Annotated in this window: 10 protein-coding genes; 8 read left to right on the top strand and 2 right to left on the bottom strand. The window is 62.3% G+C overall.

What is annotated here, in order from left to right; all coding sequences use genetic code 11:
* The first annotated feature begins 11 nt into the window (after nt 1-11).
* Nucleotides 12-1,904, top strand: coding sequence for an SEC-C domain-containing protein (locus GN300_RS06175; protein WP_063315747.1), 1,893 nt, complete (start codon nt 12-14; stop codon nt 1,902-1,904).
* A gap of 35 nt (nt 1,905-1,939) precedes the next feature.
* Entirely contained in the window at nt 1,940-3,862 is a 1,923-nt protein-coding gene (locus GN300_RS06170) for an SEC-C domain-containing protein (protein WP_233405576.1), read from the top strand.
* A 36-nt stretch (nt 3,863-3,898) separates the two neighbouring features.
* On the opposite strand, the gene GN300_RS06165 is transcribed toward GN300_RS06170, so the two are convergent.
* On the bottom strand, nt 3,899-5,329 hold the full coding sequence (locus tag GN300_RS06165; RefSeq protein WP_063315748.1) for a coniferyl aldehyde dehydrogenase: 1,431 nt from the start codon (nt 5,327-5,329) through the stop codon (nt 3,899-3,901).
* Between the two features lie 109 nt (nt 5,330-5,438).
* Here GN300_RS06165 and GN300_RS06160 point away from each other — a divergent pair, with 109 nt between their 5' ends.
* From GN300_RS06160 to GN300_RS06140, 5 genes are all read left to right on the top strand, one after another.
* A complete protein-coding gene (locus GN300_RS06160) occupies nt 5,439-6,236 on the top strand; it encodes an enoyl-CoA hydratase (RefSeq protein ID WP_003939812.1) in 798 nt (265 codons plus the stop codon).
* Between the two features lie 45 nt (nt 6,237-6,281).
* Entirely contained in the window at nt 6,282-7,802 is a 1,521-nt protein-coding gene (locus GN300_RS06155; protein ID WP_063315749.1) for an acyl-CoA synthetase, read from the top strand.
* 120 nt (nt 7,803-7,922) lie between these two features.
* Nucleotides 7,923-9,089, top strand: coding sequence for an acyl-CoA dehydrogenase family protein (locus tag GN300_RS06150; RefSeq protein WP_007729538.1), 1,167 nt, complete (start codon nt 7,923-7,925; stop codon nt 9,087-9,089).
* Nucleotides 9,090-9,131: 42 nt separating this feature from the next.
* Nucleotides 9,132-9,872 (top strand): 3-oxoacyl-ACP reductase FabG, encoded by a 741-nt coding sequence (gene fabG, locus GN300_RS06145; protein WP_003940214.1) that lies wholly within the window; start codon nt 9,132-9,134, stop codon nt 9,870-9,872.
* A gap of 72 nt (nt 9,873-9,944) precedes the next feature.
* The gene (locus tag GN300_RS06140) at nt 9,945-11,141 is read left to right on the top strand and encodes a CaiB/BaiF CoA-transferase family protein (protein ID WP_063315750.1); all 1,197 of its coding nucleotides are present in this window, start codon (nt 9,945-9,947) and stop codon (nt 11,139-11,141) included.
* A gap of 5 nt (nt 11,142-11,146) precedes the next feature.
* Here the strand turns inward: GN300_RS06140 and GN300_RS06135 are convergent, their stop codons facing one another.
* Nucleotides 11,147-12,367, bottom strand: coding sequence for an acetyl-CoA C-acetyltransferase (locus GN300_RS06135; RefSeq protein ID WP_007729531.1), 1,221 nt, complete (start codon nt 12,365-12,367; stop codon nt 11,147-11,149).
* A 310-nt stretch (nt 12,368-12,677) separates the two neighbouring features.
* On the opposite strand from GN300_RS06135, the gene GN300_RS06130 reads away from it, so the two are divergent.
* A complete protein-coding gene (locus tag GN300_RS06130; RefSeq protein ID WP_007729528.1) occupies nt 12,678-13,868 on the top strand; it encodes an acyl-CoA dehydrogenase family protein in 1,191 nt (396 codons plus the stop codon).
* Nucleotides 13,869-13,908 lie beyond the last annotated feature (40 nt).

Below are 13,908 nucleotides of genomic sequence, written 5' to 3'. Positions count from 1 at the left end.
ACCATTGGCGGGTGACTGATTTCGACGACGACGCTGCCGGTTCCATTGCCTCCGCTGCTTTGGCTGTTCTGCGCGAGCAAGGCCCGCTGAGTCTCGAAGAGTGGGCGACCCATCTCGAGGAGTACGGAACTGCGACCGAGTTGGCCGATGTACTCGAGTACCTGTCCGAACCGATGCTCGGGTACCTGCCCAACGGAAAGTACGTCGCTCTCGACACGGTCCTCGAAGGGCTCGTGTTCACTCACCGGCTCAGCGAAGTCGAAATTGCGTCGGACATCCTTGACGCGAGCCCCGACCTGGAACCGATCTTGGCATTCGGCGACGACGACGGGGCGATCCGGGTGGCCCTGGCGGAAGAAGCAGCCTCCGAACGCGGAGCTGCTCCCTTCCGGAGTCGACGAGTTGTGGTACTTCCGGCCGGAACCCTCGGCGAGTGCGCCGACGGTGATCTCGTCGGCTTGGCTGTCGAAGACGGAACACTTGCGTTTCGTCTGGTCGAGATCGAGGACGAACCCGATCTTGCTCCGGCGCTCGGCGAACTCTTCGAGGAGGACGGAGTCGAGGCCCTGGATTCTGTGTGCTGGCAACTCCTGATCGAGGATCCGTCACTCTTCACGGTTCCTGTTGCGCCGCTGGGTGAGATCTTCGAGGTGGCAGGTTACGAGCACGAGCGTGAGCTACTGGCTCGGCGGGGATTCGACTTCGACGCCTACGACCTGCAGATTCGGACAGCCTTGGCGGCCAGTACCTACGACCTGACCCACGACGAGGCAGTCTCTGCCGTTGCGTTTGTCGATCTGGCGGACCGCGGATACACCGACGCGGTCATCGCCGACTTCGATATCGCGGACTGGGCCCACCGTCATGTGAGCGCTGCTCCGGACTCTTTTGTCTCACTGGCAGATCCGGGTGCTGCAGTGGCCGTGTTCGATCTCGGATTTCGGAATCAGGACCCGGTGACCGACGCAATCCTCGAAGCGCTTGCCTCCGAACTGGCCGAGCGAGGGCCACGGTCGGTGCGGGCGGCGGCTCATTGGCTCGCCGGTAAGGCCGTCGATCGGCTGGGACGCGTCCTCGAAGCGGAAGCGCACTACGAGAAAGCGGTCCTTGCCGAATCCGGTTGGGGTCCGGCTTTGTTCGAGCTGGCTCAGTTCGCGTCGGACCGGGGCGACGCGACCCGGGCGCTGTCACTGCTCGGGCGGATCGACGGCGGAACCGAAGAGAATCTCTACGCCGTACTGCAGGACTTCGTCCCAGCCGATCACCCGGAACTCGGACGAAACGACAAGTGTTGGTGCGGTTCCGGCCGCAAGTACAAGGTCTGCCACCTCGGAAAGACCGATGACTCCGTCAAGGCGGACGGTCGGTGGCTGTACAAGAAGGCATGCCTGTTTGCGTTCGCCTCCGAATTCGTCGACATCGTGACCGGGCTCGACGATCTCGAAAACGAATATCTCTCCGAGGACGAACTGATCGCGGCCACGATCTTCGACGGCTCGGCACTGGACGTCGCTCTGTTCGAGGGTGGAATCTTTGCCGAATTCTTGGCCAGACGCAGCGAACTACTTCCGGAGGCGGAAGTTGTGACAGCCGCACAGTGGCTCGGAATCCGGAGGTCGGTGTACGAGGTGATCGAAACGTCCGACACCGGCGTCGTGCTGCTCGATCGTGGGTCCAAGGAGACCGTCACGGTTGCTCACTCGGTCGAAGGCAAGCCAGGTGATGTGATCAGTGCTCGGGTCCTGACGGCCCCCACTGGCGCGTTTGCGGTGGGTGTTGTGGTCATGGCAACGGAATCGCAGGCTGCGAGGGTGCTCGAGGTTCTCGCTTCCGAAGATCTCGAGGCCGAAGAACTGGTGCGCGAGTTGCGTGGAGGCGCCGATCACTCGACCGATGACCGGTGACGATGTATCGAGTCGACCCCGTTAAAGTTGGATAGGTGAACGAACCGATGGATGCCAATGACTTGATCGCCGAAGCCGCGATGGAGTTGTTGCGTGAGCACGGCCCGCAGACAGCGGCGGACTGGGGCACTCTGTTGGCTGACGCCGGGCACGGTACAGCCGAGGACATGACCGAATTCGTCGAGTACGTCGAGGACCCGTTGCTCGGATACTTGAGTGAGGAACGGTACGCCGCCCTCGACACGTTGTTCGAGCATCGAGTGCTGACCCATCGGCTCACCGAAGCCGAAATAAAGTCCGGCGTTCTCGACGCGAACCCCGATCTGATGATGCTGCGGGTGTTCCTCGATCGTGACGACGACGAGATTCATGGCATCAGCGTCGTGCACCGCGGGATAGACGACGACCTGTTGGCTGATCGTGGGATCGAAGATCCGGAGTTCCCACACGACGAAGGCTTTCTACTCGACACCGACACCCTTGCCGAGTGCTCGGCAGGTGACTTGATCGGATTGTTCGTCGCTGACCGTGAGCTGACGCTCTGCACCATCCCCGAGGTACTGGATCCCGCACCCGGATTCGGCGAGCACCTGGCGACGGTCCTTGCCGACATCGGTGCTGACACCCTCGATGCCATTGTCTGGCAGTTGATGCTCGACGAGCCGTCGCTGTTCCGTCAGCCGACCGCCCCGCTGGGCGAGATGCTCGAGGCGTCAGGTTACGTCCGCGACGGTGACTACGTTGCGGTCGACGGATTCGATTTCGAGGCATACCACCTGGCGAACCGGGCTCGCATGCTCGAGGTCCGCGAGAATCTGCACCCCGAAGAAGCCGCGTCGGTGATCGCCTTCGTCGATGTGGTCATGGCCGCGAAAGCCGAAGGCGTCGACGATGTCTCGGACTGGGCGCGCAAGCAGATCAAGGAGGATCCGCAGGCCTTCGCCGGCCTCGCCGAGCCGCCCGCGGCTGCGGCAGCGTTGGAGCTGTTGTCCGAACTCGACGATCATGATTCCGTATTGCATTCTGTTGCAACTGCTCTCGCCGAAAAAGGGTCGCGTCGTGTCAAGCCGGCAGCGCACTGGCTGGCGGGCAAGGCTTCGGATCGTCTCGGCAAGATCCTGGCCGCTGAGGCGTCGTACGAATCAGCGCACGATCTCGATCCCGACTGGACTCCCGCGATCTTCGATCTGGCGCTACTGGCCGCCGATCGAAGCGATGTGACGCGCGCGCTGGCTTTGCTGGGCCGAATCGAGGGTGGCGAGTCCGAGGTTCTGCACGAGGTTCTTCAGCGCTACGCCCCGGCCGAGCACCCCGAACTCGGACGAAATGACAAGTGCTGGTGCGGTTCCGGTCGAAAGTTCAAGGTTTGCCATCTCGGTAAGTCCGAGGTGGCGTTCGACGACCGGGCCAGCTGGCTCTACGTCAAGGCTCAGTTGTTCTCGCGCACGCCGGAGTACTTCGACGCCGTGTTCGATCTTGCGCTCATCCGTGCCGAGCAGTTCAACAGCGAAGAAGCACTGACGCTGGCCGTCGAAGGTGGTTTGGCCGTCGACGCTGCCTTGTTCGATGCGGGTATTTTCGCAGCTTTTGTCGAGCGCCGCGGAGAACTGCTGCCTGCCGACGAACGCGAACTGGCCGATCAGTGGTTGTCGATTCCGCGCTCGGTGTACAAGGTCGCCTCGACGGAGCCGGGACAGTTGGTGACCCTCAGCGACGTCCGCAACGGGCATCTGGTGAAGGTCACGGACGAGTGGGGCTCGCTGAACCTCGAGCCAGGCACACTCGTGTGTGCTCGTGTTCTTCCGGCCGGGTCCACGATGCGCACGTTCGGTGGCATCGAACCGCTTGCGGTAGAAGACAAGAAGGAGTTGATCCAACTGATCGAGTCGGTGGATACCGAACCGGGTCAGCTGGTGGAGTTCCTCAGCCGCGGCCTTGCCGGTGCGCCTTTCCGGTAGCGCGAACTACCAAAAAGGCGCACGGGGCCGGAGGCCCTAGGGCGTTACCTGAGCCAACATCATCTGCTCGAAACCCTCACCGTACGGCGGGAGCATTCCCCATTCACCGCGTGGGTCATGCTGCGCTGCTTCGAATACCGTTCGCGCGTGACTGAACTCCAGGAAACCCTCACGGCCGTGGTAGTGCCCGATGCCCGAAGCCCCGACGCCGCCGAAGGGTGCGTCGCTCAGCCCGGGGTGAGACATCGCGTCGTTGATGGTGACGCCGCCCGAGACGGTGCGTTCGAGTACGGATTCCTTCTCGTCCAGATCGGTTCCGAAGTAGTACAGCGCCAACGGTTTCGGTCGTGAATTGATGTCGGCGACGACGTTGTCGAGTTGGTCGTACGGCAAGACGACGACGGCCGGCCCGAAGATCTCCTCCTTCATGATCTGCGCGTCGGTCGGAGGGTCGACCACGATTCGCAGTGGGCGACGACGAGTGTCTGCGGAGAGTTCTTCGTCGGGAACGGTGATGATCCGTGCCCCACGTTCTTCGGCGTCCGCGATGTACCCCTCGATGCGTGCGAGGTGACGATCGCTGACTATCGAGACCATGTCTTTGTTGTCGGCGATCGTGGGAAACAGTCCCGTGAACTGGTCGGTGAACGCGTCGATGAATGCTTCCGTGTTCTCGCGCGGAACGTAGATCAGATCGGGAGAGACACAGAGTTGACCGGCGTTGGTGGACTTCGCGATAGCCAAACGCGAAGCAGCAGAGCTGATATCGGCACTGCGGCTCAAGACGCTCGGTGACTTGCCGCCGAGTTCGAGGGTGACCGGCACCAGGTTCTTCGCAGCATTGGCCATGACCAGCTTTCCGACGGTCGTGCTGCCGGTGAAGACGAGGTGGTCGAAAGGCAGCGACGTCAGCAGATCAGCGACTTCCGGGCCGCCGGTCACCACCGCGACCTCCACGGGGTCGAGAGTTCGACGAGACGCCTCGGCCAGGACGGCCGCAGTATTGGGCACGATCTCCGACGGTTTGAGAACGGCGCGATTTCCTGCTCCGAGGGCGCAGGCGAGCGGGCTCAGGAGAGTGAACAGGGGAGCATTCCAGGTTCCGATGATGCCGATCGAACCCTTCGGCTGGTACGACACGTACGCCGTGGCACCCAACTGGTCCTGCATCGCTCCGGTAGCTCTCGGTGAGCGAATCATCCACTCTTCGAGCGAATCACGAACGTGCTTGAGTGAAACCATCGACCCGAGAACGTCATTCATCACCGAGTAGGCCGGGATTCGGCCGCCGAAGTCTTCGTTGATCGCCTCGGTCAGATCCTTGTGGTTTGCCACCAGGAGATCGACGACGCGTTGAATGCGCTCGCGTCGTGTCTGCGCGGACGGAAGACCAGCGGCTCGAGTTGCTTCCTGCTGAGCGCGCAGAATCTCTTCGAGATCAGTGGTGACGGCGGCATCGGTGCTCATGGGCACTCCTCGTAGTGGCGAAGTATTGACCGGACCGTATCGACGCGGTGCGAGTGGATGTCCTTTTCGTCTCGTTGACCGGGACGGATTCGATTGGTAGAGAGAACACATGTCGCAGACACAGGTAGAAGACACTGCAGTGAAGATTTCCGTCGAGGAATCGGTGGGACTCGGTTTCCTGACGCTCGATCGGCCGGCGCGGCGCAATCCGCTCTCGGCGGAGACCATGCGTGAGGTGACGGCTGCCCTTGTCGAATTGTCTGTAGACGAGCGCGTGCGGGTCGTGATCGTGCGCGCCGAAGGCCCGGTGTTCTCCGCCGGACACGATCTGACGGAGATGATCGGGAGAACCCTCGAGGACGAGCGGGCGATCTTCGACGGCTGTACCGAGATGATGGAGACCGTACAGCGGATTCCGCAGCCGGTGATTGCCGCAGTACAGGGCCCGGCTATCGCGGCGGGCTGCCAACTGGCCGCGTCGTGTGATCTGGTTGTTGCTGCGTCGAATGCTGTCTTCGGCACGCCGGGCGTCAAGATCGGACTGTTCTGCTCGACGCCCATGGTGGCGCTGAGCAGGGCAGTAGGGCGCAAGCGCTCGATGCAGATGTTGCTCACCGGGCAGACGATCGACGCCGACACCGCTGCGGACTGGGGTCTGGTGAACTTCGTCGTCGCGCCCGAAGACCTGGACCGAGAGGTGCGCGAACTGGCCGCCAAGATCACGACGGCCAGCCCCTTGACGGTGAAGATCGGTAAGCAGGCGTTCTATCGCCAGATCGATCTGCCACAAGCGCAGGCGTACGAGGCGATGGCGGAAACTATGGCAACCAACGCCGTGACCTGCGACGCTCAGGAAGGTATGCAGGCCTTTGTAGACAAGCGAAAGCCCGAATGGCGCAATAAGTAACGATCGCTCTTCCGGTTTAGTTGGACGTCCTATAACCTGAGGCGCATGAGCCTGGATCCACGCACCAACACTGTCGACGGAGTGCTTCGGCGCTCGGCAGCCAAGTACCCCGACCGTGTAGCCGTCGTCTTCGAAGATCGCACTCGCACCTACCGCGAACTCGACGACGCGGTGACGCGGGTCGCCGCCTACTTGCTCGGTCTGGGGCTCGAACACGGCGACCGCGTCGCGGCATACGGAACCAACTCCGACGCCTATGCAATCGGATTTCTTGCCTGTGCACGAGCAGGTTTGGTGCATGTTCCGGTCAATTACGCACTGAAGGGGGAGGAACTCCGGTACCTCGTGGCGCAGTCAGGCGCCCGCGCGGTGTTGGTGGATCCGGCATTGGCGCCGACGCTCGACTCGGTACGCTCCGACCTCGATCTCGATCACGTGATCGCACTGCGGGACGCGGAACTGTCCGTCGTCACGATCGGTGAGGCAGGCGAGGTGCCGGTCTTCGAACCGCGTGCGACGTCGACCGATCTGGCGCAACTCCTGTACACCTCGGGCACCACCTCGAAGCCCAAGGGCGCCATGATGTCTCACGGTGCACTGGTTCACGAGTACGTGTCCTCGGTGATCGCGCTCGGCCTCGACAAGAACGACAACCCGCTGATCTGCATGCCGATGTACCACTCCGCGGGCATGCACGTCTTCATGCTGCCGTACCTGTCCGTCGGCGCGACGGTCAGTCTGATGCAGGCGCCGGACATCCCGGAAATCCTGCGCCGCGTCGAAGCCGAAAAGATCGGATCGCTGTTCCTGGCGCCGACCGTGTGGGTACCGCTGGCCAACCATCCGGACCTCGAGACCCGCGATCTGTCTTCGCTGAAGAAGGCGCAGTACGGCGCCTCGATCATGCCGGTCACCGTGCTCAATCGTCTGCGCGAGCGCTACCCGGACATCGGTTTCTACAACTGCTTCGGTCAGTCCGAAATCGGCCCACTGGCAACAGTTCTCCAGCCCAGCGAGCATGCTGATCGCCCGTCTTCCTGTGGTCGCGCGGTGTTCTTCGTCGAAACCCGCGTCGTCGACGCCGACGGAAACGATGTCGCCGACGGTGAGGCCGGCGAGGTTCTCTACCGCTCACCGCAGCTGTGCAACGGCTACTGGGAGAATCCGGAAGCCACCGCCGAGGCCTTCCGTGACGGCTGGTTCCATTCGGGCGATCTGGTCGTGCGGGACGAAGAAGGGTTCATCACGGTCGTCGACCGGATCAAGGACGTCATCAACACCGGCGGCATCCTGGTGGCGTCACGCGAGGTCGAAGATGCGGTCTACACGCACCCCGCCGTGGCAGAAGTTGCCGTGATCGGTACGCCCGACGAGAAGTGGATCGAGGCCGTCACCGCGATCGTCGTGCTCAAGGACGGCAACGACGAGTTGACGCCCGAGGCGTTGATTGCCCACGTCAAGGAGCGAATCGCTCCGTTCAAGGTGCCCAAGCATGTCCGTTTCGTGGCCGAGCTTCCGCGCAACCAGAGCGGCAAGCTACTGAAGCGGGAACTGCGCACCGTCTGAAGCTTGCTATAGGTTCTGCCTTACCTTCGGTTCGTTTTCAGGTCTTTGACTCCGATTGCCTCACGGTATTGACTTCGGGGGACGGCATGGACTTCGGAAACAGCAAGGTGAGTGGTGGGAATGCAGGTCGACGCAGATGACTTCGCAGATATCTTGGCGACTGCGCGGGAGTTCATCCGTAAGGAAGTAGTTCCGCGTGAGCAGGAGATAGCCGACACCGACGCCATTCCTGAGGACATACGCAAGAAGGCCGCAGCTATCGGGCTCTTCGGTTACGCGATCCCTCAGGAATGGGGTGGGCTCGGACTCGACCTCACCCAAGACGTCGAACTGGCAATGGAATTCGGCTACACGTCTCTGGCGCTGCGTTCGATGTTCGGTACCAACAACGGAATTGCCGGACAGGTGCTGGTCGGCTTCGGTACCGACGAGCAGAAGGCTCAGTGGCTCGAGCGCATCGCCTCCGGTGATGTCGTGGCTTCCTTTGCTCTCACCGAACCGGGCGCGGGCTCCAACCCGGCCGGCCTTCGGACCAAGGCAGTGCTGGATGGATCCGACTGGGTGATCGACGGCAACAAGCGGTTCATCACCAATGCTCCACTGGCGCAGCTGTTCGTGGTGTTCGCGCGCACTCGCCCGGCGGATTCCGATGGTCCGGGAATTGCAGTGTTCCTGGTTCCGGCTGACACGCCAGGTGTCACGGTCGGTCCCAAGGACAAGAAGATGGGTCAAGAAGGTGCTTGGACCTCCGAGGTCACCTTCGACAACGTCCGGGTTCCCGAGTCGGCCCTCGTCGGTGGCGACCAGGACACCGGATACCGCGCAGCGATGACGTCTCTCGCGCGCGGACGAGTCCATATCGCGGCGCTCTCGGTGGGAGCAGCACAGCGAGCGCTCGACGAATCTGTCGCGTTCTCCGTGGTCACGGAACAGGGCGGCACCGCGATCGGCGACTTCCAGCTGGTTCAAGCGATGTTGGCAGACCAGCAAGCCGGTGTGATGGCAGGGCGCGCGATGGTGCGCGAGGTGGCCGCGCGGTACGTCAGCGGTGAGGATCGCCGTCTCGGGCCTTCGGCGGCAAAGCTTTTCTGCACCGAGATGGTGGGCAAGGTCGCAGATCTCGCCGTGCAGATCCACGGGGGCAACGGGTACATGCGCGGTGTGCCGGTCGAACGCATCTACCGTGAAGTTCGCCTGTTGCGCCTGTACGAGGGAACCAGCGAGATCCAGCGTCTGATTCTCGGTGGTGGGCTCGTGGCGCAAGCGAAAAAGCAAAACCAGCGCTGACACATTTTCCAGACGAGCTTTAACCTCACGAACGGAGTGGACATGGGATTGTTGGACGGCAAGGTTGCGGTAGTGACCGGAGGAGCACAGGGCATCGGGCTCGAAATTGCGCGCACCTTCATCAAGGAAGGCGCGACCGTCGTTCTCGGCGACATCAACGAAACCGTGGGAACGGCTGCGGTCGCCGAACTCGGTGGAGAGTCGGTCGCCCGTTTCGCTTCCTGCGACGTGCGTGACTCCGGACAGGTCGAGGCCATGCTCGATCTGGCCGAAAGCGCTTTCGGTCCAGTCGATGTCATGGTCAACAACGCCGGCATGACGCGCGACGCCACGATGCGGAAGATGACCGAGCAGGACTTCGACGACGTGATCGCCGTTCACCTCAAGGGCGCCTGGAACGGAACACGCGCTGCCGCCGCCCGCATGCGCGAGCGTGAGACGGGCGCGATCGTGAACATCTCGTCGATCTCCGGCAAGGTGGGCATGCTCGGGCAGACCAACTACTCGGCCGCGAAGGCCGGGATCGTCGGTCTGACGAAGGCCGCGGCAAAAGAGGTCGCGTTCAAGAACGTTCGCGTCAACGCCGTTCAGCCCGGACTGGTCCGCACGGCGATGACCGAGGCGATGCCCGAACGGATCTGGAACGAGAAGCTTGCCGAGATTCCGATGGGGCGCGCAGCCGAGCCTTCGGAAGTTGCTTCGGTTGTGCTGTTCCTCGCGAGCGACCTCTCGAGCTACATGACCGGCACGGTTCTCGAGATCACCGGCGGCCGCCACATCTGATCCGTCCTGTTCGAGTGCAAGAATTCAGAGTGTGAGAATTCTGGGTGTAAAACTTCTGGGGTGACTACTGACATGGGACAGCCGAACTCGGATCTTCCGCTCGACGGAATCACCGTAGTTGCACTCGAACAGGCGGTGGCGGCACCGCTCGCCACCAGACATCTCGCGGACATGGGTGCGCGGGTGATCAAGATAGAACGCGTCGGCGAGGGTGACTTCGCGCGTCACTACGACCAGGCGGTTCACGGTCAGGCATCACACTTCGTGTGGCTCAACCGTTCCAAGGAATCGATCGCCGTCGACGTGAAGTCGGACCCCGGCCGGCAGATCCTTCTCGATCTGGTCGCGCGAGCCGATGTGTTCCTGCAGAACCTGGCTCCCGACGCAGCCGCGAGACTGGGGTTCGGCGCGGAGGAACTGCGCGATAAATACCCACGGCTCATCGTGATCGACATGTCCGGCTACGGCAGTGCCGGCCCGCGGCGCGAGCGTAAGGCCTACGACATGTTGGTCCAAGCCGAGACCGGAATGATCTCCGTGACAGGCACACCGGAGACGGCCACCAAGACCGGCATCCCGGTCTCCGACATCGCGGCAGGAATGTACGCGCTGACTTCGATTCTGAGCGCCCTGTTCCGTAGAGAGCGAACGGGCAAGGGAGCGCTCGTCGAGGTCTCGATGTTCGATTCCACCGTCGAGTGGCTGGGCCATCCGATGTACATGAAAATGTATGCGGACAAGCAGATTCCACGTGTCGGTCTCGGCCATGCCGCGATTGTTCCCTACGATTCGTATCCCACGGCCGACGGCGAAATCCTGATCGGCGTCCAGAACGATCGTGGATGGCGAGCGCTGATGGTGGACGTGTTCGAGCGAGAGGATCTGGTCGATCATCCGCGTTACCGCACCAACATCGTGCGCGTCGAAAACCGTGGCGAGGTGGACGAATTGGTGGGCTCTCTGACGCGTCTGTACTCGACGACAGATCTGGATCAGCGTCTGGCCGCCGCTGGTGTTCCGGCCGCGGCACTCAACGACATGGCCGGTCTGCTGGAACATCCGCAGCTGGAGAAGCGTGCCAGGTGGCGGTCCGTGGGCACCGAGAACGGTCCGATCGATGCCGTGCTGCCTCCGATGACGTATTCGGATGTCGAAATGAGCATGGGTGACGTTCCGGCACTCGGCCAGCAGACGGATTCTCTGCTGGCCGAGTTGGGACTTACGGGCGACCGGATCGCGGAACTTCGCCGCGACGGATCGATCGGTTAACGCTTCTAGCGTCGCAGGTTCTCGAACACCGCGGCAATCCCTTGTCCGCCACCGATACACATGGTCTCGATCCCGTACCGTGCCTGGCGCCGGTCGAGTTCGCGCAGCAGATTGGCGAGGATCCGCCCACCGGTAGCGCCGACAGGATGTCCGAGCGAGATTCCGGAACCGTTGACGTTGAAGCGTTCCTCGATGTCCTGCGCGCTCAATCCCCAGGCTTTGGCGCACGCGAGAACCTGGGCGGCGAAGGCCTCGTTGACTTCGATGAGGTCGATGTCGTCCAGCGACAGATCGACACGGGAGAGAGCCTTCGCCACGGCAGGCACCGGTCCGATGCCCATCCGGTTCGGCTCCACACCGGCCACACCCCAGCTGACCAGTTTCGCGAACGGCCGCAGGCCCAGCCGTTCGGCGTTGGCCGCAGTGGTGACGATGGCCGCGGCTCCGGCGTCGTTCTGGCCGCAGGCGTTTCCGGCGGTGACTGTTGCTTCAGGGTCGACGCGACCTCGAATGGGGCGCAGTGCAGCAAGATCGGACAGTTGTATCCCTCGGCGCGGATGCTCGTCTTGGGTGACGACTGTCTGCTCACCACGGCGTCCGGGCACCGAAACGGGAATGGTCTCGTCGTCGAAGTACCCACTGTCTTGGGCGTGAACGGCCCGTTCGTGCGATCGCACCGCGTATCGGTCCTGCTCGTCGCGGGTGATCGAGTACTCCCGGCGCAAGTTCTCAGCGGTCTCGATCATGCCGCCTTCCACCGGAAAGTTGACTCCGCCGGAGTTCGTGCGCGGTTTGGCCAATCGGTCGTGGAACTCGACGGAAGGGCGCTTTGTGCCCCAACGCATGTCGGTGGAGTAGAACTCGGTTCCGCTCATGCTCTCGGCGCCGCCGGCGATGACCAGATCACTCATCCCGGTCTGTACCTGCATCGCGGCGTAGATGATCGCCTGCAATCCCGAACCGCAACGGCGATCGAGTTGTATTCCGGGAACGGACACGTCGAGACCGGCGTCGAGTGCCGCGATTCGCCCGATGGCCGCGGCCTCTCCGTTGGCGTACCCCTGACCGAAGATGACGTCGTCGACATCGGTGGACGCAATGCCGGTTCGTTCGACGAGGCCACGCACAACAGTGCCGGCGAGAGTGGTGACGGGAACGTCCTTGAAGACTCCGCCGAATCCGCCCACCGGGGTGCGAACGGGTTCACAGATGACTGCGTCGTGCATGGAATGCGCCTGTCTCGAGGAGAGGTGGGGAATGCGTCGCGTGAACGGGCCGATCGAAGGGCCCGTCGCGACCTGGCCACTCGAATATCCAGCACGCGTGGCGCGGTTGTCAACAGCAGGAACGACCTGTTCGGACATAGTTTCCGCCATACGGTTCGTATGCGAAATCGACTTTGACACATATACCCTTCGGGGATTGAATGGATACAGCGTCTCTGCCGCACACACGTCGCGGCGGGATGAAAGTTCCTGGAGTCGAATCAATTTCGTCGACCGGGAGGGCACGAAGTACCGACTGACAGGTGGAACAGTGACTCGTTTGGCGCAGACGGCGGGATTGACCGAAACTCAGACCGATATCGTCGGGGCGGTACGCGAGTTCGTCGATCGTGTGGTCATCCCCGCGGCGCAGGAACTCGAACACTCGGATACGTACCCGACCGACATCGTCAAGCAGATGAAGGACATGGGTCTGTTCGGACTGACCATCGACCCCGAGTACGGGGGTATCGGCGAATCATTGCTCACCTACGCGCTGTGCGTCGAAGAATTGGCCCGTGGATGGATGAGCGTGTCCGGTGTCATCAACACGCATTTCATCGTGGCTCACATGATTTCGGCGCACGGGACGCCGGAACAGAAGGCGAAGTACCTGCCGCGTTTGGCTTCCGGGGAACTCACCGGTGCATTTTCCATGTCGGAGCCTGCCCTCGGTTCCGATGTTGCTGCCATATCGACCAAGGCGAAGCGGACGGACTCCGGCGATTACGTGATCACCGGCCAGAAGATGTGGCTGACCAACGGGGGTTCCTCGACCTTGGTGGCAGTCCTGGTCAAGACGGACGAGGGCGCGGAGAAGCCGCACAACAATCTGACGACGATATTGATCGAGAAACCCGCAGGTTTCGGCGAGGTACTCCCGGGCCTGACCATTCCGGGCAAGCTCGAGAAGATGGGGTACAAGGGAATCGACACCACGGAGATGATCTTCGACGGTTTCGAGATCGGAGCCGAGGAGGTTCTCGGTGGCACCCCTGGCTCGGGATTTCGGCACATGATGGACGGCGTCGAGGTCGGCCGGGTCAACGTCGCCGCGCGTGCCTGCGGAATTGCCCAGCGCGCTTTCGAACTGGCTGTCACCTACGCCAAGCAACGCGAGACTTTCGGCAAGCCGATCGCCGAGCATCAGGCCATCGCGTTCCGGATCGCCGAGATGGGCACCAAAGTCGAAGCGGCACATCTGATGATGGTCAACGCTGCCAGGCTCAAGGACTCGGGTGAGCGCAACGATGTCGCCGCGGGTATGGCGAAGTATCTGGCGAGTGAATTCTGCTCGGAGGTCACCCAGGACAGCTTCCGTATCCACGGCGGATACGGCTATTCCAAGGAATACGAGATCGAGCGGTTGATGCGTGAGGCGCCGTTCCTTCTGATCGGTGAAGGCACCAGCGACATCCAGAAGCAGATCATCAGCAAGGGCCTGCTTCGCACGTACAACTGAGCCGAGAAGCGGCACCGCGAATATGCGCGGTGCCGCTTAG

The organism is Rhodococcus sp. Ni2 (assembly GCF_021352185.1).
GTDB classification, from domain to species: Bacteria; Actinomycetota; Actinomycetes; order Mycobacteriales; family Mycobacteriaceae; genus Rhodococcus_F; species Rhodococcus_F qingshengii.
This window is presented reverse-complemented; position numbering and strand designations above follow the sequence as displayed.